This window comes from Sphingobium sp. CR28 (assembly GCF_052327305.1).
Classification (GTDB): domain Bacteria; phylum Pseudomonadota; class Alphaproteobacteria; order Sphingomonadales; family Sphingomonadaceae; genus Sphingobium.
The window spans coordinates 724,449-744,200 of record NZ_CP182486.1 but is presented as its reverse complement, the minus strand read 5'-3'; the positions used below and the strand labels follow the sequence as shown (position 1 = coordinate 744,200).

At 61.8% G+C, this 19,752-nt stretch carries 16 protein-coding genes; 9 read left to right on the top strand and 7 right to left on the bottom strand.

Going from position 1 to position 19,752, the window contains the following annotated elements; translation table 11 throughout:
- Positions 1–10: 10 nt before the first annotated feature.
- Both ACNAOH_RS03420 and ACNAOH_RS03415 read right to left on the bottom strand, forming a co-directional pair.
- Positions 11–1,291: an MFS transporter gene (locus ACNAOH_RS03420; protein WP_443971376.1), complete on the bottom strand. Its 1,281-nt coding sequence runs from the start codon at positions 1,289–1,291 to the stop codon at positions 11–13.
- A gap of 136 nt (positions 1,292–1,427) precedes the next feature.
- Positions 1,428–4,346: a TonB-dependent receptor domain-containing protein gene (locus ACNAOH_RS03415; RefSeq protein WP_443971375.1), complete on the bottom strand. Its 2,919-nt coding sequence runs from the start codon at positions 4,344–4,346 to the stop codon at positions 1,428–1,430.
- Positions 4,347–4,501: 155 nt separating this feature from the next.
- On the opposite strand from ACNAOH_RS03415, the gene ACNAOH_RS03410 reads away from it, so the two are divergent.
- The 3 genes from ACNAOH_RS03410 to ACNAOH_RS03400 all read left to right on the top strand — a co-directional run bounded on the left by ACNAOH_RS03410 (position 4,502) and on the right by ACNAOH_RS03400 (position 7,398).
- A complete protein-coding gene (locus ACNAOH_RS03410; protein ID WP_443971374.1) occupies positions 4,502–5,320 on the top strand; it encodes an FCD domain-containing protein in 819 nt (272 codons plus the stop codon).
- Between the two features lie 79 nt (positions 5,321–5,399).
- On the top strand, positions 5,400–6,539 hold the full coding sequence (locus ACNAOH_RS03405) for an endo-1,4-beta-xylanase (RefSeq protein ID WP_443971373.1): 1,140 nt from the start codon (positions 5,400–5,402) through the stop codon (positions 6,537–6,539).
- Between the two features lie 196 nt (positions 6,540–6,735).
- Entirely contained in the window at positions 6,736–7,398 is a 663-nt protein-coding gene (locus tag ACNAOH_RS03400; RefSeq protein WP_443971372.1) for a hypothetical protein, read from the top strand.
- Between the two features lie 79 nt (positions 7,399–7,477).
- On the opposite strand, the gene ACNAOH_RS03395 is transcribed toward ACNAOH_RS03400, so the two are convergent.
- The 3 genes from ACNAOH_RS03395 to pdxR form a co-directional block, all read right to left on the bottom strand.
- Entirely contained in the window at positions 7,478–7,885 is a 408-nt protein-coding gene (locus tag ACNAOH_RS03395; protein ID WP_443971371.1) for a VOC family protein, read from the bottom strand.
- 106 nt (positions 7,886–7,991) lie between these two features.
- Positions 7,992–8,453, bottom strand: a complete 462-nt coding sequence (locus ACNAOH_RS03390) for a GNAT family N-acetyltransferase (protein WP_443971370.1) — start codon at positions 8,451–8,453, stop codon at positions 7,992–7,994.
- A gap of 96 nt (positions 8,454–8,549) precedes the next feature.
- Complete coding sequence (pdxR, locus tag ACNAOH_RS03385; RefSeq protein ID WP_443971369.1) at positions 8,550–9,953, bottom strand: MocR-like pyridoxine biosynthesis transcription factor PdxR; 1,404 nt, start codon at positions 9,951–9,953, stop codon at positions 8,550–8,552.
- A gap of 156 nt (positions 9,954–10,109) precedes the next feature.
- Here pdxR and glyA point away from each other — a divergent pair, with 156 nt between their 5' ends.
- The 6 genes from glyA to mprF all read left to right on the top strand — a co-directional run bounded on the left by glyA (position 10,110) and on the right by mprF (position 16,696).
- Positions 10,110–11,351 carry a serine hydroxymethyltransferase gene (glyA, locus tag ACNAOH_RS03380; protein WP_443971368.1) on the top strand — a complete coding sequence of 414 codons (1,242 nt, stop codon included), beginning with the start codon at positions 10,110–10,112 and terminating at the stop codon, positions 11,349–11,351.
- A complete protein-coding gene (locus tag ACNAOH_RS03375) occupies positions 11,344–12,300 on the top strand; it encodes a YggS family pyridoxal phosphate-dependent enzyme (protein WP_443971367.1) in 957 nt (318 codons plus the stop codon). Before glyA ends, ACNAOH_RS03375 begins: the two co-directional genes overlap by 8 nt.
- Before the next feature lie 176 nt (positions 12,301–12,476).
- Complete coding sequence (locus ACNAOH_RS03370; RefSeq protein WP_443971366.1) at positions 12,477–12,860, top strand: hypothetical protein; 384 nt, start codon at positions 12,477–12,479, stop codon at positions 12,858–12,860.
- Between the two features lie 16 nt (positions 12,861–12,876).
- Positions 12,877–13,632, top strand: coding sequence for an AcvB/VirJ family lysyl-phosphatidylglycerol hydrolase (locus ACNAOH_RS03365; protein ID WP_443971365.1), 756 nt, complete (start codon positions 12,877–12,879; stop codon positions 13,630–13,632).
- Positions 13,633–13,709: 77 nt separating this feature from the next.
- The gene (locus tag ACNAOH_RS03360; RefSeq protein WP_443971364.1) at positions 13,710–14,132 is read left to right on the top strand and encodes a DUF2147 domain-containing protein; all 423 of its coding nucleotides are present in this window, start codon (positions 13,710–13,712) and stop codon (positions 14,130–14,132) included.
- The gene (gene mprF, locus ACNAOH_RS03355; RefSeq protein WP_443971363.1) at positions 14,129–16,696 is read left to right on the top strand and encodes a bifunctional lysylphosphatidylglycerol flippase/synthetase MprF; all 2,568 of its coding nucleotides are present in this window, start codon (positions 14,129–14,131) and stop codon (positions 16,694–16,696) included. The genes ACNAOH_RS03360 and mprF overlap by 4 nt, the downstream gene beginning before the upstream one ends.
- Here mprF and ACNAOH_RS03350 read toward each other — a convergent pair.
- Both ACNAOH_RS03350 and ACNAOH_RS03345 read right to left on the bottom strand, forming a co-directional pair.
- Positions 16,693–18,096 (bottom strand): AcvB/VirJ family lysyl-phosphatidylglycerol hydrolase, encoded by a 1,404-nt coding sequence (locus tag ACNAOH_RS03350; protein ID WP_443971362.1) that lies wholly within the window; start codon positions 18,094–18,096, stop codon positions 16,693–16,695. The two genes, mprF and ACNAOH_RS03350, sit on opposite strands and share 4 nt — an antisense overlap.
- 218 nt (positions 18,097–18,314) lie before the next feature.
- Complete coding sequence (locus ACNAOH_RS03345) at positions 18,315–19,751, bottom strand: efflux transporter outer membrane subunit (protein ID WP_443971361.1); 1,437 nt, start codon at positions 19,749–19,751, stop codon at positions 18,315–18,317.
- Between the last annotated feature and the right edge of the window lies 1 nt (position 19,752).

Sequence of the window (19,752 nt, the reverse complement as noted above, 5' to 3'; positions counted from 1 at the left end):
GACGTATTGCTCATGCAGGCTGTGTGCGAGCAGGCGTGCGCAGCACAAGGACGATGCCGAAGATCATGGCCGCTGCAAGCAATTGCAAGGCGAGGCGCGTATCTCCCGAAACGTCCTTGATCCACCCCACGAGATAAGGACTCGCGAAACCTGCGACCTGGCCGCAGGAATTTATGAGAGCGAAGCCACCGGCGGCAGCCGCCGCACTGAGATAGGCATTGGTCAGCGGCCAGAAGAGCGGAAGGCCGGTCAGCGCACCCATGGTCGCCAGTGTCATGCCGGCGAGGGACAGCAGCGGATCATGCGCTACCGCCGCCAGGAGGAGGCCGGCTGCTCCGGTCGCCAGCGGGACGATCAGATGCCACCGTCGCTCCTGCCGGCGGTCCGCTGAACGGCCCATGACGATCATGAACACGACCGCTGCGAAATAGGGAACGGCGCTCATCAGGCCTATCGTCATCGGGTTTGTTTCGCCGCTCGCCTCAATGATCGTGGGGAGCCAGAAGTTGATGGCATATACGCCGCTTTGAATGCAGAAATAGAGCAGGCCGAGCATCCAAGTTGCGGGATTGCGAAGCACTGCCGCGAAAGACTCTGCGGCGGTTACGGGCCGGTTTCGTTCGTCCTCGGCAAGGGCATTGCTGAGCGCCGCCTTCTCCCTCTCATCCAGCCAGCGCGCGTCAGCGAAGCCGTCGCTCAGGATGAACGACACCGCCATGCCCAGAAATACGGTGGGCAGGCCTTGCAGAAGGAAGAGCCACTGCCATGCTGCCAGCCCTCCCTGTCCGGTCGAGAAATGGCTGAGCATCCACCCCGAGGTCGGGCCACCGAGCACGCCGGATACGGGAATGGCGGACATGAAGACCGTCATGACCCGGCCATGGCGTGCGCGGGGGAACCAGCGCGTCAGATAAAGGACGACGCCGGGAAAGAAGCCCGCCTCGGCCGCGCCGGTCAGGAAGCGGAGGACATAGAAGCTCGCTGCACTGTTCACGAACATGAGGGCAGTGGAGAACAGTCCCCACGTAACCATCATAGCGGCGATCCAGCGCCGCGCACCGAGGCGCTGAAGCATCAAGTTGCTCGGCACGCCGCATGCCAGATAGCCAATGAAGAAGATGCCCGCGCCCAAGCCATAGACCGTCTCACTCATCCCCAGATCGCCCAGCATCTGGAGTTTGGCGAAGCCGACATTCACTCGGTCGATGTAGTTGAACAAATAGCAGACGAAGAGGAAAGGGATGATCCTGACCGTGACCTTGCGGTAAATCGGGGAGAGGTCGCTCGTCATCGATCGTCATCTCTGGGAGGCATGGTCACTCTCTCTGGGCGGTCTGACCGCTGTCTTGTCTGTGACGGTCCCGTCAGCGCCGGGGAGGGATACTGACGGGACCGGCGTGCCGGGGCGGGGGGCGCCTCCGGCACGATCAGAATTTGCCGCGAATGCCTGCAGTAAAATAGCGACCGATGATGTCGTAGCCGCTCGCCCCGGGGAAGAACAGGCCAGGCACGTTGTTCTGGGTTCCAACGATCGGCGGCTTCTTGTTGAACAGGTTTTCGACCGTGACGAACGGCGTAACCTTATGACCGCCAAGCGTGATCTCATAGTTCATCGAGATGTCGGTGTAGCTGTAGGCAGGAATGTCAGGCCGAAGATCGTAGTTGATCGAGCGGTCGCTTGGCTGCTGCTTGGACTGCCAACGCTCGGTTACCAGCAAGCTAAAGTTGTCGATATTATAATCGAAGCCAAGGTTCACGACGAGCTTTGAACTTCCCTGGACGCCGGCAGAGTTGGTTGGCGGGACCGACGTAACCGTCTGGCGCTTCACCACCGGCTGGTACGACGCGAGTGCGCGGATAGCGAGCGCACCCGGCAGGCTTTCGGCGACATCGGCGAGATTGAAGCGATAATTCGCTTCCACGTCGACGCCGTGCGTCCACTGCCGCGCCGCGTTGATATTCTGGGATAACACCCGCGTCGGGAAGTTGGCCGGTGTTCGGTCGCTGAACGGAAGTGGTCGCTCCAGCAATGCGCAGAAAGCCGACGCACCGTTGGAGTTCTCGCACTCGCGCTGAATGGTCGTGTTGAAGCCGGACGCGTTGATGATCGCATTGTTGATGCGAATGCGGTAGAGGTCCACCGCAAGGCTGAAGTTGGGCAGGAATGCCGGCTGCAGCACCACACCAAGTGTCGTCGTGTTGGCAACTTCGGGGACCAGGTTCCGATTGCCCTGCGTGTAGATGTTGGTGACGCGCGAGATGTTGGTATGCAGATCGGTGAAGCCGCTCGGTCCCTGCGACAACGGCGCAAACAAATCCTGCAGAGTAGGTGCGCGGATGTCACGTGAGCGTGACGCGCGGAAGCGAATGCCTTCTACGGGCTCCCATGTGCCGCCGATTTTCCACGTCTCCACCGAACCGCTGGTGCTGTAGTCGGTATAGCGTCCGGCGAGGTTCAATTCGAGCGAGCGGACCAGTGGAACATCCTTGAGCAGCGGGATGAGCAGTTCGCCAGCGATTTCCTTGACGTTCTGCTTGGCGAAGATGCTCGATGAGACGTCGTGCTGATATTTGGTAAGGCCGGCGCAGTTCGCGCGGAGACCCGTGCAGTCCGCTGGTGCGGTGGCCTCCACGCTGGAGCGGTTGCGCAGCGACAGCCAACGATATTCACCGCTCAATGCCACGCGAACAGGCCCAGCCCAGAGGTCGAACGGTGATCCGGAAATGGCGAAGTTCACGTCCTGCATGCGGTTGGTCAGCGTGAAGAAGGTATCCTCGAGCACAAAGCTTTGCGCGCCTTTGCTCGGAGCTGTCGGTCCAAACACGTTCATTGGCTCGCAGCCCGGATATAGAGAAGCGAACTGGGTCAGCGAGACCTGGCAGACCACCCGGCCCGTCGCCGGGTCGGTCACCGCATCCAGCGCCGCCGCGAGTTTTTGCACATTGGTGTTGTTGCGGTTTTTGACGTGCTGTTTGCTGACCGAATAGATGTAGTTGACGCTCCAGTCGAAGTCGCCGAAAATCTTGCCGGAGAAGCCGCCCATCGCGAAGGCATTGGTCGAAAGCACATGATTGGTGCGCGGCGGCCAGCCATCCTCGACGCTCTGCAAACGTGCAATTGTGATCGACGGTGTGTTGGTTGCCGTCATGATCTGCTGGATTGTCTGGTTGGTACCCGGGACGATTGCAGTCGGGATCAGCGGATTGCCGCTCAGGATCGTTGAAGAGTAGCGCACCGACGCATATTGATAGTCAGCAAAGGCGCTGCTGTACGTGCCCTGTACGTAAAAGTTGATGTCATCGGTGAGTTCATAGTCGAAGCGGCCGAAGGCCTGGTTTGTACGCACCGGCGCGAGATAGGTTGTGGCATCGTAATAGCCTCCGTCGCCCCCGCTCTCGAGGCCATTGACGCCTGAGTTTGCGCCATGAACGAAACGGGTCGGAATGCCATCGGTATTAAAGGTCAGCTCGCGAAGGGCTGCGGGAAAGCCGGTGTTGGTATTCGAGATGAACCCGCCGCGATTGCCCGTAAGTATTCTGCCGTTGTAGATCAGGCGGAACGGATTTGCCTGCGTACCGGCGCCACCGACAGTCGGAATCTGGTCGGCAGGCTTTCGCACCCCGACGCCGATCAGGCCCTTGGAGTCGTAATGGTCGAAGCTGGCCTCGATATGGCCCCGCTCGCCGAAGATCGGCATGCCGCCGGCAATGCCGAACCGCCAGGAAGAATTGTCGCCGTAAGTGGAGGTGCCAATCTGGGCATTGGCTTTCAGCCCGTTAAACTTCTTGTTGATGATGAAGTTGATGACGCCAGTGACCGCATCTGAACCATAGACCGCCGAAGCGCCGCCCGTCACGATCTCCACACGTTCGACCAGAGACTGCGGGATCGTGTTTGTGTCGACTGCACCGCTTGCGGCCGTCGGCGGCACGCGACTGCCATCGAGCAGAACGAGGTTTCGGTTAGAGCCGAAGCGCCGGAGGTTGAGGAAGTTGCCGGTCGCATTGCCTTGTGCATTGCCGATGTTGCGGGTCGAAGGCTGCGCGGCGAATTGCGGCAGGCGATTGAGCGCGTCTGGGATGTTGGAGGGCGTCGTCTGCTGCAACCGCTCGGTGGCGATCACGGTGACGGGTGTCGGGGCCTGATTGCCATTGCTTACAACGCGCGACCCCGTGACGATTATGTCCGCGTTCGAAGCAGCGGACTGGCCTGCCTGATCTGAATCGCTTCCGCTAACAGATGCGGCATTTGTCGATGAAGGCGCAGTCTGAGCCAAAGCGGACGGCGTAAGAGCAATCGCGCTCGCGCCGATCAAAAGGATCGACGCATTTCGAGTCCGGTTCATTTCATCCTCCCCAGTTGGTCGTTTGCGCCCATTCATCCTGGACGTCAGATGCCACCAGGGGTGCGTATAAACTTTTACCAAACACATCAATGGTAATTTTATTTGACCAAAGTTTTTAGTGGTCAATCACCCTGTCCGCATTTTAGGAATGGGTCATGAGCGAGAATGAAGAAGGCGGCATCCTGCCGATTAAGCCGGTCAAATTGTCCGACACCATAGCCCAGCATATCCAGCAAATGATCCTGGAGGGCGTTTTGCGTCCGGGCGAACGGCTGCTTTCGGAGCGCGACCTTTCCGTGAAACTCAGTGTCTCGCGGCCGTCCCTGCGCGAGGGGCTGGACAAGCTCATTGCCTTCGGTTTGCTCACCACGAATGCGCAAGGCGCGACCTATGTCAGTGAGGAAATCGGCAAGAGCCTTCGCGATCCGTTGCTGGTGCTTATGGACGATCCAGCTGCCCGCTCAGACCTTATGGAGCTGCGCGCGGTCGTGGAAGCGTCGGCTGCCGGCTACGCGGCGGAACGTGCGTCTGATATCGACCGGGAGCGACTCCAGGATCATTTCGAGGCGATGATGGACGCGCATGAGCGGGACAGCATCGATGATATCGCCAGGAGCGATGCTGAGTTCCACTTCGCCATTTACGAGGCGAGTCACAACATCATGATGCTGCACCTCATGCGCAGTCTGGAAAGCGTGCTGCGCTCGAGCGTCTATTTGAACCGCCAGAGCCTGTACAAGCATCGCGCCGATCCGGGCTCGCAGATCGTGGAGCACCGACTCATTCTCGAGGCCATTTTGGCCGGTGATGCGGATCGGGCGCGCGCTGCGGCGCAGGCCCACATGGCTTCGGCGATCAGGACGCAGCAGGAGATACACGAGAGCGAGAAGCGTCTGGAGCTCTCGATCCGGCGCCTCTCCAGAAGCGATCTCATTGCGAGCCGGAAGCGGCGGGAGACAGGTCCGGCCAAATAGCGCCGGTTTCCGTAAACAAGGTTGGAACGACGCCTCAATGGCGCGCTTCGCACGACGGACGGATCAGGGGAGAGGACGCATGGAAACGACACGTCGCGCAATGATGGCTGGGGCGCTGATGGCAGCAACTGCAGCCACGTTGCCCCAGCCAGCAGGACAGTCACTGGGCAACGTGGCCCGGCGGCGGGGCATTGCCTTTGGCACGGCGATGAGTCGGCGTGCCGTAGCGCAGGATCCGGCTTATGCGTCGCTGGTCGCATCGCAGAGCACGATCATGGTCCCGGAGAACGAACTCAAATGGTATGCCATCCGTCCGGACCCGACCACGATCGACTATAGCGCGGCTGACGATCTGCTGGACTGGGCAGAGGAAAATCGTCTCGCCATTCGCGGCCACAACCTCCTGTGGCAGGTCGAGCGTCGCATTCCCGAATGGCAGAAGAGCTTCGATTTCGGCCCCGATCCTAAGCGCACGGCGCGTCAGATGATGGTCGAGCATATCGAGCGCACCTGCCGTCGCTACGCGTCGCGCATCCAGTCATGGGACGTCGTGAACGAGGCGATCGATCCGGCGGACGGATCGCTGCGGACCACGTCCTTCTCGAAAGCGTTTGGCGACAGCGGCGAGATGGTCGACCTCGCCTTCCACCTTGCCAAGGAGAATCTCCCGGCTTCGACCGAGCTTGTCTACAACGACTTCATGAACTGGGAGCCATCCAACGAAAAGCATCGGGCAGGGGTGCTGCGGCTGCTCGAAGGGTTCCGCAAGCGCAATGTCCCGGTGCACGCCCTTGGCATTCAGGGCCATCTGGGCGGAGGTGGAACCACAGGCAATACCAGTGGGGTCGGCGGCTTTGGCGCTCATGACGAGCGGGCGTGGCGCGATTTTCTCGATGCGGTCACCGCGATGAACTACCGCCTTCTCATCACCGAGTTTGACGTGAATGATCGCTTTGCCGTGGCGCCGGTCGCGGAACGCGATGCACAGATCGCCGCCTATGCCAAGGCGTTTCTTGATGTGAGCCTGTCCTATCCGCAACTGCACAGTGTCTTGCTCTGGGGGATGTCCGACAATCATACCTGGTTGCGCGGCAGCGGCAGTGGACCGCGCGCGGATGGGCTTCCCAAGCGCCCTTGTCCTTATGATGACCGGCTCCAGCCCAAGCCGTTGAGAGAGGCGCTGATTGACGCGCTCGCGGCTGCTCCGCTGCGATCCTGACAAACGGAGCGAGTCTCACCGCTGCCCATAACAACGATTTCATCTGATAGCCCATCCGGCTCAGCGTTGTTCGACAGAAGGCTTGGGCAAACGATGTTGCCCTGACATGTCGATTGTGAAAACTTGCAGCCGATGAACGGGAGCAGCCATAACCTGTAGAGGCCTCCTGTGCCGATCACGCTCAAGAGAGGAAGTAATGGCGCGCGCGAGTTTTCTATTTTCCGTCTGTCTTTTGCTGGCCGCCTGCTCATCCGGCACGCCCGATGGATCGGCCACAGCTGCTCTCGACGAGAATGGTGATCCTTTGCCGCCGAGCGCCGCTGACGGGCGAAAGCTGATTGCGGACTGGCTTGAAACCCGACCCGCCTGCGCACCATTTTTCAACATGCCCTGGGACGTTGCAGTCGACAGTCCGGTCGAGCGCCGCCGCGCGCAGGCATTTACCGAGGCCGGTCTGTTGGAGCCTGCCGGGTCTTCTTCCTTCGAGGGTCCGGTCGCACCTCGCCCAGCACTGCGCTACGCTCCCGCGTCAGGCAGTGAGCAATATATCCGCTCTGGCGGCGATGACTATGGCGGGGCAAAAACGATCATCTGCTATGGCGATATACAGCCACAGGAGGTCAGTATCGAAAGTGCCGATCCGATGGTGCGTCGAGCGACGCTGCGCTATCGCTTCCGTTTGGCGAATGTGCCTGCCTGGACGAAGGCGCCGGGGATCAAGACACTTTATCCCTGGTTGGAGCAGCGACTGGCAGAGGAGGGCGAGGGGCTGGTTGAACTGGTGTACCGTGACAGCGGCTGGCGCATCGAACGCGCCGCACCGCCGCTCGTTCTGGATCTGCGCCAGCTCAGCCACTGAAAGACCTGCGTAGCTGCATGTTATATTGACTTGCTCGATGCCTCGCAGATGACCCTGCCGGATAGGAGGGCACGCTCTCTCATTCTGGCTTCTGGCACACGGCCTCGACGTTGACCCCATCCGGATCGATCACGAAGGCTGCATAATAGGCAGGATGGTAATGCGGCCTTATCCCGGGTGGGCCGTTATCCCGTGCACCTTGCTCAATTGCCGCTGCGTAGAAGGCGTCGACCTCTGCTCTGCTACCGGCTTGAAACGCGATGTGAACGCCAGCGCCGCGTGGTCCGTCCGGCAGGGGCCGGCGATTGTCGGTCGAGAGCCAGAAGAACGGCTTTGGGGCGACCCCATAGCCGATGCCATGATAGCCACCGGTTTGTTCGGGCGTCACCTCCATCACATTTGTGATGCCAAGCGGCTTCAGGGCAGCGTCGTAAAACTGTCGCGCCCGTTCCATGTCTGTGGGGCTGATACCCATATGGTCTATCATAGTGCTCACCTTTTGCAGTTGTGCCTTGACACCATGTAGCAGGCTCGACCGTGGTCTTTGTTGTGCTACATCAATGGATCAGGCCAATTGGTCAGCGGTGACCATGTTACGCATTCAATAGGTGCTGATAATGCACGAAGCCCGACCGCTCTCCAATCCGGTCATAGAGGAGCATCGCTGTGCTGTTGGTCTGATGCGTGTGCCAGTACACCCGCGAGAATCCGGCCTGTGCTGCTAGCTCATAGAGCGCGCCGATCAGTTTGCCGCCGATGCCCTGTCCTCTGACCGACGGGTCCACAAACAGATCTTCCAGATAGAGATAGTCGCCACGCGTCCACGTCGAGCGATGCTGGACATGGTTGGCGAAACCGACCGCTTTCCCGCCTTGCCGCGCCAGAATGCAGCCCATCGGCTCTTTGGGATCGAGAAGGCGCTGCCAGCTCAGTTCGGTGACGGCATCGGAAATATCGGCTTTGTAGAAGATCAGATATTGCGCCCAAAGCCCCAGCCACGCCTCCTTATCGGCCTCGGTGACGGGATTGAGTGTAACATCGCTCGTAATGTCCATGTCTGACCTCCCTGGAGCAGCTGTGCTCGAGGCGGTGCAATAGAGAGGGTCTGGTCTGCCAGAGAGGGCCGGATTGGAATTTCAGACTAGGCCGGCTCAGGTGGGACGAGACGCGACCAGCAAGCGCACGGCCTGAGACAGTTCCAGCTCATCAAGGCTGGCGAACCCCACGCGCAGCGCCTCAGGCGGCGCTGTGACATCAAGCGTGAACCGGGCGCCCGGCGATATGCTAAGTCCAAGCTTCAGCGCACGGTCGCTCCACTGCTGCGCGCTCAGCCCCTTCCGCATCTTCAGCCAGATCGCGAGGCCACCCGCAGGCACATCGAAATCGACCGTGTCGGACAGCTGCTCCTTCAGCAAAGCCACGAACAGATCGCGCCGCGCCTGATAAATCCGGCGCGCCTTGCGGGCATGGCGGCGGACATCGCCCTGCGCGATCAGCGATGCGAACGCCTGCTCCAGCGGTAAGTCGCCTTGCCGGTCGATCGCTTCGCGCACGGTCGCCATCCGCGTGAGCGTCGCGGGAGAGGCGACCACGTAACCCAGCCGCAGCGCCGGGGCCATCAGCTTCGAGAGCGATCCCAGATAGACGATGGGCTGATCGTCGGACGCCCGCGCCGCCATGGGCAGGATCGGGCGGCCATCGAAGCGGTACTCATTGTCATAATCATCCTCGATCACGGTCAGGCCATGGCGACGCGCCAAGTCGAGAAGGCGAAGGCGGCGGCCGGCACCCAGCGTGACAGTCGTGGGATATTGATGATGCGGCGTGACATAGACGGCCGTCAGCCGCGGGGGCTCCGCCGCCATCTGTTCCAGCCGATCCAGATCGATGCCGCCGCCATCCACCGGCACGCCGACGACATTGGCTCCAGCGGCGCGGAAGGCCGCCCAGGCCAGCGGATAGCCCGGTTCCTCCACCGCGATAACATCTCCCGGCGCGATCAGCGCTGCTGCGGACAGGAACAACCCCATCTGGCTGCCGCGCGTCACCATGACCTGGTTGGCGGGAACTGCCAGACCGCGTTCATGCGCCAGATATTCGGACAGCACGGACCTCAGTCGCGGCGCGCCATAAGGATCGCCATGGGCCATCTCCGTCAGCATGGCGGAAGAAGAGAGGGCTGCCCGGAATGCCCGCGCCAGTTCCGCATGGGGCATCAGCCGCGCGTCCGGCGCGCCATCGGTCATGTGCAGAACGGGCGGCATCACCGAGGCGACGGACGGCTCGACAAGCGCTGGGGCACGCATTGCGATCGCCGGGCTTTCCGGCAGATCCGTCGCGACGAATGTGCCGCGCGAGGGGCGCGCTTCCAGCCAGCCCTGCATCGTCAGTTCGTGATAGGCCGCATCGACAGTGTTGCGGTTGAGCTTGAGGCTACGCGCCAGCGCACGGGTGCCCGGCAAGGGATCGCCGGGCTTCAGCCGGCCCCGCTCGATCTCGGTGATAATCGATTGCGCCAAATCGATAAAGATCGGCCCCAGGCGTGTTGCCGGCAAATCGATCTGCAAACTCCCGCGCGTCTTCAACCGGCCCACTCATATTAACAAAACTGGCCCATCCTAAATGGGCCGGAACAGCTTAGCGATGCCCGCGACCGACCGCAATAAGGTGCGCCACCGCGCCACCGCTTTTCGCTCCAGAGGTTTTAAGAGATGACAATCGATCCAGATCTGCACGCCGCCATTTCGAGCGAGGCGCGCCGCCAGCATGAGCATATCGAGCTCATTGCGTCGGAGAACATGGTCAGCGCGGCCGTTCGCGCCGCGCAGGGTTCGATCCTCACCAACAAATATGCCGAGGGCTATCCCGGCCGGCGCTATTATGGCGGCTGTCACGCGGTCGATCAGGTGGAGCGGCTGGCGATCGAACGGGCTTGCCGCCTGTTCGGGGGGCGCTATGCGAACGTCCAGCCGCATTCCGGGGTGAACGCGAACGTCGCGGTCTTCTATGCGCTGCTCGCGCCGGGTGACAGCATCATGGGGCTGGACCTTGCCTGCGGCGGGCATCTCACCCACGGTTCGCCGGTCAGCATGTCCGGCCGGTGGTTCAAGCCGGTGCCTTATCTGGTCCGCCGCGATGACGAGCGGATCGATTATGACGATATGGCCCGCCGCGCGCGTGAGGCGCGGCCAAAGCTCATTTTCGCGGGCGGCTCCGCCTATCCGCGCGAGATCGATTTCGCCCGGATGCGCGCCATCGCCGATGAGGTCGGGGCGTGGGTGGTCGCCGATGTCGCCCATTATGCCGGACTGATCGCGACCGGCCTTTATCCCAACCCGGTGCCTCATGCGCACATCGTCACCTCCACAACGCACAAGACCCTGCGCGGCCCGCGCGGCGGTATCATCCTCACCAATGACGAAGCGCTGGCTAAGAAGATCGACAAGGCGATCTTTCCCGGGACACAGGGCGGCCCCCTTATGCATGTGATCGCCGGCAAGGCGGCGGCCTTTCATGAGGCACTGCAACCGGAATTCCGCACTTACAGCAAGGCCGTCGTGACGAACGCTCAGGCGCTGGCGGACGTGCTTGTCGCCGGCGGCCTGCGCGTTGTGACAGGCGGCACGGACTGCCATCTGGTGCTGGGCGATCTCCAGCCGTTCGGGATCACCGGCAAGGACGCCGCCGACGCGCTCGAAACGTTCGGCATTACCGCGAACAAGAATGCGGTGCCGTTCGATCCGCTGCCCCCGACGGTCACCTCCGGCCTGCGGCTGGGATCGCCCGCGGCCACTTCGCGCGGGTTCGACGAGGCGGCGTTTCGCGAGACCGGCGCGCTGATCCTCGATATTCTGAACGGCGTTCGCGGCGGGCATACGGATCGTGCCGATGTCACACGCCGGGTGAACGCGCTCGTCTCCGCCTTCCCGATCGTGGAGCCACCCCTTGGTTGAGGTCGCTGTCGCCCTGAAGCGGGTTCAGGCCACGATCGGCGAGGCCGCCGCCCGTTCGGGTCGCTCCGCTGACGCCGTCAGGCTGGTGCTGGTCACTAAGACCATTGCAGCCGAGCGGGTGCGGGAGGCCATCGACGCCGGGCATGTCGATCTGGGAGAGAATAAGGTTCAGGAAGGGCGCGCCAAGGCTGCTGAGCTTGCCGACACCGGCGCGCGTTGGTCGATGATCGGCCATCTGCAAAGCAACAAGGTCAAGGACGTGCTGCGCTTTGCCCAGGAGGTGCAGTCGGTCGACCGGTTATCACTGGCGGCGGCGCTGGACCGGCGGCTGCAATCGCTCGGGCAGGAATTGCCGATCCTCGTTCAGGTCAACACGTCCGGCGAAGCAAGCAAATATGGGCTTTCGCCGGACGAGGTGATGCCGTTTCTCAGCGAGCTCACCGCATTCTCCTCCCTTCGCCCTCATGGTTTCATGACCCTCGCCACCTTCACGCCTGACGAGACGGAGGTGCGCCGCTGCTTCAGGCTGCTGCGCGACATCCGCGACCGTGCCCTGCAGGAGGCGCCACAGGGCGCGTCGTTGCAGAATCTCTCCATGGGCATGTCGGGCGATTATGCCTGGGCGATCGAGGAAGGCGCGACCATCGTGCGCGTCGGTCAGGCCGTTTTCGGAAAACGTCCGACGCCCGACGCCTATTACTGGCCCGGTATTGAGAGATCAGAGGGTCACAGCCGCATCGACAGCTCGACGTCGTCGGTGAAGGGGGAGGGTGATGTAGCCATTCTCGACCGTACTGATATGCGCAAGATAGTCAGGCAGTCATCGACATTGTCGGCCAGGATCAAAGCGCCGGGGCGCAAGCGATCTTCGACGAGCTTCACCGTCGAGCAGGAGCAGATCAATCGTCTCGGGGAGATCGTTCAGCCGCAAACTCAAACAAGTATTTGATTTGTTTCGTCCTCCTGACCCTTCGGCAAATCTCAGGACATGCCTGAGCGGTATTCTGGTATCAGCTAAGCGTGGTCACGCTGCTGCCCGGCCCAAACATGACTATTTTTTTATCTTCCATTTAGCACCGGGTTTGGCGCGGCAGCGTACATGCAGGCGTTGGCTATGCTGCAAAGATGAAGATGCCGCCTCCGCGATCCGAACCTGACGACCTGATCCCGCAGGGGCGCGAAGGGCCGCATAGGCGGGCGGCGCTCGATGAGCAGACATGTCGGCTGATCTGTCCCATCGCGGCGGCAATGGTCGGCGTGTGCCTCACCGGCATCGGCCTCCTGCGCTTTACGACACTGGTTCATGGGCGCGGAACGGCGGCGGACGACATACTTGCGGTCGATGCTCTGCTGTTTCTCATCGCCACACTAGCGTCCTATTTCGCCTTACGCGTTGCGTCCCGGTCGCGGTTGCACTGGCTGGAGCGCGTCGCTGACGTGACATTTATTGTCGCGATGCTGCTGCAGACCATAGCCTGCTTCGTCATCACTTATGCGCTCAATTTCTAATCAGGGAGGTCATGCCATGGTAAGGATCGGACGGACTCTCCGCAGATGGCGGTCGTTCGCCGCCGGCCTCTTCATAGCGGCTCTTATTGGCGTGGGGCTTTGTGGCGGGCATCTCGGCTACCCGTGGGGATCGATCTACAAGATGGTGCCGTCGACAGTCGGCAACCCTCGCCTGAAAGGCACCGTCGCCGTGTTCTTCTCCGGAGACATGGGCTTAAATACCGGTATGGGGCCGAAGATTGCGGCGCATCTCGCAGCGCAGGGCATGCCGGTCCTGGGTGTCAATTCGCTGACGGCATTCTCCAGCCGGCTTTCGCCTGAGCAGACTGAAAAGCTGGTCAGCCAGGCGATTGATCGTGCGCTTGCCATACCGGGCGCACAGCGCGTTCTTGTCATTGGCCAGTCCTTTGGCGCAGATGCGCTGGTTGCGGGACTGCCGAGCCTGCCGCAGGAAGACCAGGCACGTATCGCGCTCGTTGCCCTCGTCGTGCCCGCGGATACATTATCCTATCGGGCGACGCCGGGCGGGATATTCAACTGGGGCAATGACGGGCCGTCTTTGCCACATGCGCGCAGGCTGGTCTGGGCGCCCACGCTCTGCGTTCATGGCGAGACTGAAGCGCACAGCCTCTGCCCAATCTGGAACCAGCCGAACGTCACGCGGGTGACCCTGCCGGGCGACCATTTTCTAAACAGGAACTCGGCCCTTGTCGCTGATACCATCATGCAGGCTTACGTCTCGCCAGACGGTTCGATGATCCGTGCAAGGTAACGAATAATTTAAGCCGCACTGAGTTTCCGGTCATGTGGGACGTGCTATCGTCCATGCAATGGAACCAGGGGTTGCCTATGCGCAGTCTATTCATAGCACCATTGCTCGTCGCGCTTGCCATACCGGCTTTCGCTTACGCGCAGCCTGTCGCGAGCGAGGCAGATGGCCTCTGGATCAATCCCCACGATAGCGTGGTGGTCCGCACAAGCTCCTGCGCCAATAAGCTTTGCGGTTGGATTGTCTGGGCAAATGGAGAGGCCGTTGCGGATGCCAGGGAAAGCGGCGTCAGGCAGCTGATAGGCACCGAACTCCTGCAGGATTATCATCCGACGAGTGCACATAGCTGGTCGGGAACCGTGTTCGTGCCGGATCTGGGGCGCTGTGTTTCTTCCCAGATCAATCAGCTTTCGCCCAATGAGCTGAAAATCAAGGGCTGCATATTAGGGGGGCTCATCTGCAAGTCCCAGCTCTGGACCCGCATTGAACGGGTGCCGCAATGAGGGGGCTCATCGCGCTGATCCAGCGTCACCGCAGGATCGTCATCGCAGGGGTCGTGCTTGCCCTTGTCGTGCTCGGCTTTACCGCTCTGGAGGCGGTCACACGTGAAGTGCGCTATGCCGATGTCCGCGCGGCGGCACATGCTCTATCCGGCAGGCAGATCTGCCTTGCGCTGCTCTTCACAGCCGCCAGCTATCTGGCACTTACATTCTACGATTATCTCGCTCTGCGGGTCATAGGCCGGCCGCTGCCCTGGCGAACGGCGGCGATGGCGTCCTTCACCAGCTATACGCTCAGCCACAATCTGGGCCTTTCGCTGCTGACCGGGGGATCGGCCCGCTATCGCATCTATACGGGCGCCGGGCTCGACGGTCCTGATATTGCGCGCATAGTAGGATTGGCGAGCGGCACCTTCTGGTCCGGCGTAGTGACTGTTTCGGGCGCCGCCCTGCTCATGCATTCCGGGCCGATCGGAATCGGCTCGTTCGCTCTTACCGATAGCCAGGCGCATCTGCTCGGCGCGGCTGTGCTCATGGTGGTCGCTGCCTTGCTTATGGCATCGGCGCTGATACGAGGGCCGCTCACTCTGTTCGGCTTCGCGTTACCCATGCCCGGTCCGTTGCAATTTGCCGGGCAGATCGCCATCGCACTGGCCGACATCGCTTTCGCCAGCGCCGCTCTGTTCGTTCTCATTCCCGGCGCCGATCCGGCAACGTTGCCGACTTTCATTCTTGCCTACTCGCTCGGCATTATCGCTGCGGTCATCACCCACGTGCCGGGTGGTCTCGGAGTATTTGAGGCAGTCGTTCTGGCAGTCGTGCCGAGCGACCACGCGGCGATCTTTGCGGCGCTGATCGCCTATCGCGTCGTCTATTATCTTCTGCCGCTGGCCATCGGCGTCATCCTGCTCGTCTGGCATGAGGGTGTGCAGCTCCGCCATGCCGGGCGGATCGTGGCGGGGGCTCAAACTGTCATGTCCGGCCTGTCGCCTCTCGTAATGAGCGGTGCGACCTTCCTGAGCGGTGCTATGCTGCTGCTCTCCGGTTCGTTGCCGGCGCTGCATCACCGTATCGGCGCGCTCGCCAAGGTTCTTCCACTGCCTTTCATCGAGGCGAGCCACGTCGCGGCCAGTCTGGTGGGCACGGCGCTGTTGCTGCTTGCGCCAGGCCTTTATCGTCGGCTTGACGGCGCCTTTCATGCCACTCGCGCGCTTCTTCTTGCAGGCGCGGCCTTCTCGCTCGCGAAGGGTATCGACTATGAAGAGGCACTCATCTGCCTTGCGCTTGCCGGCCTGCTGCAGTGGACGCGCGCCGCCTTCTACCGGCGTACCGCCCTCACACAGCAGCCGCTCTCGGCCGGATGGATCGTGTCTGCCGCCAGCGTCGTTGCCCTTGCCGTCTGGGCCGGCTTTTTTGCGTATCGCCACGTGCCTTATGCCGACCAGCTCTGGTGGGAGTTTGCGTTGCACGGCGATGCTCCTCGGTTCCTGCGCGCCATGCTCGCGGTTGCGGTGTTGCTCGCCGGTGTGGCTGTATGGCGACTGCTGGCCCCCGCGCAGAGGACATCGGCCGACACTGGCGACGATACCAATATGGCAGTTATCCGTGCGATACTGGGCCAAGCCAGACGGGCGGAATCGATGCTTGCCCTGACAGGAGACAAGCGGTTCCTCGTCTCGGAGAAGGAGGACGCGTTCCTCATGTATCAGGTGCAGGGATCGAGCTGGATTGTCATGGGTGATCCGGTCGGCGCACCGGAGGCATGGGGCGAACTGCTCTGGCGCCTGCGTGACTTGTCGGATCGTCAGCAGGGCAGGCTGCTCCTCTACGAAATTTCGCCTTTGACGCTGGAGCTTGCAATCGGGCTGGGGCTGTACATCGTCAAATTCGGTGAAGAGGCGTTTGTGCCCCTCGCAGATTTTTCGCTCGATACGCCGCGGATGCGGAGTCTTCGCAAGTCCGAGCGCGCGGTCGCTAAGACCGGCGTCGAATTCCGCATTGTTCCTGCTGAGGCCGTGCCGGTCATCCTTGATGAGCTAAAGGCCGTGTCGGATGAGTGGGTCGAAGAGAAGGGTCATACCGAGAAGGGCTTCAGCCTCGGCAGCTTCGACCGTGACTATCTCTGCAGTTGCGATGTAGGCCTCGTGACCCTTGAGGGGCGCATTGTCGCCTTCGCCAATCTGTGGCTGACCGAGAACAGGAGTGAGGCCTCTATCGACCTGATGCGCCATGGCACGAATGCCCCGAAAGGCAGCATGGACTTTCTCTTCGTGCATTTGCTGCTCTGGGCGAAGGAGCGTGGCTTTGAGCGCTTCTCGCTCGGCATGGCGCCGCTTTCGGGCATTGATGGGCGCCGGCTGGCGCCCGCCTGGGCGCGGGTGGCGTCGCTGATCTTTCGGCATGGTGAGCGTCTCTACGGGTTCCGGGGATTGCGCGGCTATAAGGAGAAGTTCGCCCCAGTCTGGGAGCCGCGCTATGTAGCCGGTCCCCCGGCTGTCGGTCTCGTGCGGGCCTTGCGCGATCTTTCCCGGCTGATTGGCCGCGCGCCCGCAAAGAGCGCTATTTAGATCGCGCCCGGCTTGCGTTGCCCGAGGATAATCTGTGCGAGCAGCGGAGCGTTGCGGTCGAAATGGTGGCCGCCGGGCACCAAATATTGCTGAGCGATGCCTGGCGGGATCTGACCGCAGGCACTGTCATCTTCTTCCTGTCCGCGAATGCACAGCATCGGCAGGCCGCGCAGTCGGGTCACGGCTGGTATCGTCGGAAGCGAATTGTCCGACCCAATGTCGAGCCAACTACCCAGATGAAACTGGAAATCGGCCGTGCTGCTGAACCCCAACAAGGCAACCTTGGCGATCTTGTTGCGCGTTGCCGCGGGTAACTGTCCGATCATTGCAGGCATGGCATCGGCGCCGAAACTGTAGCCCACGAGGAACACGCGCGGCCGCCGCCAGTCTGCGCTGAACGCTTCGATAAGCTGACCCAGATTTTTGCCGGCGCCGGCTGGTGTTCTCGCCGTCCAGAAATAAGAGAGACTATCGACACCCACGACCGGAATGCCGGCTTTAGACAGCTCTTCGGCGACATCGCGATCGATCCCGACCCAGCCGCCATCGCCGGAATAGATAATCGCCATGACGTCGCGATTGGCGCTGCTCGGTTGAGCAGGTATCAACGAGAGTGGCATATCAGGAATACGCAAATTTCCCGTTCGCGCATGTTGAACCGGTGCCGGAAGCAGTTTTGCTAAGGCGTCGGCGACGGGCGTTGGCCATTGTGTGGTGCGGGCAGGCAGCGGCATGACACGAGCATGTGGCACGGCTGCGGCCAATGCATTTATGGCGACGGTTTCGGCACGCGCATGCATTGCGATCCAGGGCAGCTTGATGCGCTTATTGGGACCGAACTGCCACGCAGTTCCGTTCGCTGTGCGCTTTGCGTTGAAGCCCGGCGCCGCGCACCAGGGCAGGCTGCTCGGAATCGCAGGTGCGAAGCCAAGAGATACGACGCCCAGATAGGAGCCGTTCGGCCATTGTGAGAGGCTGGCATACGCCAGCGTGCCGCCTTCGTTCATGCCCAGGATGACCGGCTTCATATAAGCTTTGACACCGAAGCGGTGCTGCACGTCTCGGGAGAGATCGACGAGTGGATAGTTGGCATTGAGGCAGCGGCTGGCCCAGCGACTGGGCTCTTTCATGAGCTCACCCGTGGAGACCAGCGCGACGAGCATGCCGCGTCGCCCCAGCTCCTCCGCAATCGCTGTTTCCGTCTGCGAAATCCCTTTTGAGCCCGACAGGAAAAGCACAATGCTACGTGGCTCGCTCTGCGGACGCGTCACCCGCACCGGGCCAAAAGGGGCGAAGGTGTAGGAAGACGAAACCGCCACTTTTTTTATGGGCGACGCGCGATCGGCTGTCACGGCGAGTAGGCTGAAAATCGCCAATATCACGAGGGCAGTTAAGCGCATGGAGCGTCGCTATTTGACAGTACGGGTCCGTCGTTGTGCGATAATAACGATTGCCATCTCACGGTCCTCCCAACGGATCGCTTGCGATATATTGGTATGGCATTGAATGCTCTACATGCAATGCCTGGACTGACTGATGACCCCGTTTGCCCGCGGAAGGTCAAGATCCCCACTTATAAGATCATCAGCCAGCGCGGGATCGAGGCGCGTGGGTATTCCTACGATCTGGGAGCGACTGGGTCTCCGCTCCCACCCCCGAGCGCGCGATACAGGCCCGCCGCGCTGGAGAGTTCCTGACGCCGTAGGTCGAGCAGCGCTTGTCGTGCAGCGTAATCGCTGCGCTGCGCGTCGAGAAGCTCCAGGCGGCTGTCTAAGCCCGCGCGATAGCGCAGCGTTGAAAACTCGACGCGACGCGCTGCCGCTTGGGCCGCCTTGCGCTGCGCATCCAATTGCTGCGCGAAGGTGGCGCGGCCGGCGAGACCATCAGCCACCTCGCGGAAGGCGCTCTGGATCGCGCGCTCATATTCGGCGATGGCGATGGACTTGCGTACCTGCGCAAGGCGCAGTTCGCCGCGCAGGCTGCCACCCCGGAAGATTGGCTGGCTGATCTGCGGGGAGAAGGACCATGTGCGGTTGTCTTTGGTGAACAGATTGTCGAAGGCAAGGCTAGTGAAGCCGAACAGGCCGGTCAGCGACAGGCGCGGGAAGAAAGCCGCGCGCGCCGCGCCTACATCGGCATTGGCCGCGATCAGCGTGTGCTCGGCCTGCCGGATGTCCGGCCGGTTGGCGATGAGATCGGAGGGAAGGCCAGCGGGTAACTGCGTCTGGATCGGCTGGTCCATCAGAGAGATTGGTGCCGGTAAATCGGCGGGCAGGGGCGCACCGACCAACAATTGGAGCGCATTGCGGGCCTGCGACAGCGCGCGGCTGCGCATCGCCTGATCGGCTTCGGCCTGGCGAACCTGCCCTTCGGCTTGAGCGATATCCACGCCGCTCACCTGCTTGGCCTCATGCCGCTTGCGGGTGATTTCGAGCGCGGCGGTCCAGTCCTCCAGAATATGGTCGGTCAGCGCGAGTTGCTCCTGCGCCAGCCGTTCTTCCAGATAGGCATCCACCACCGATCCAATCAGCGCGATGCGCGCCGCGCGGCGGCCCTCATCGGAGGCGAGATAACGCTCGAAAGCGGCCTGACTCTGCGAGCGGAGGCGACCGAACAGATCGATCTCGAAGCTGGTGAGTGCGGCATTGGCCGAATATTGTTCGAACTCGATGCCGCTCGGCGCTTCTCCGCCGCCCGGAATGCCGCCGATGCCGGCTGCTGCCGCCGCCGTTGGCATGCGCTGGCGGGTGTAGCCGCCATTGGCGTCCACCTGCGGCAGTTGTGCGCCGCGCGCGACGCGAAACTGAGCGCGCGCCGCTTCGACATTGAGGGTGGTGACACGCAGGTCTCGATTATTCTCCAGCGCGACCTGGATGATCGCCTGTAGTCGCGGATCCGCGAACATATTGCGCCAATCGAGCGCGGCGGCACTGGCAGCCTCCTGCGCGGTTGCATCGGGGAAGCTCTGGGCAACCGGCGGGGCAGGGGTTTCCAGCTTCGGGTTCATCGAGCAGGCGCTGGTGAGGAGCAGCGCGATCAGGGGAAGCGTGCGCATC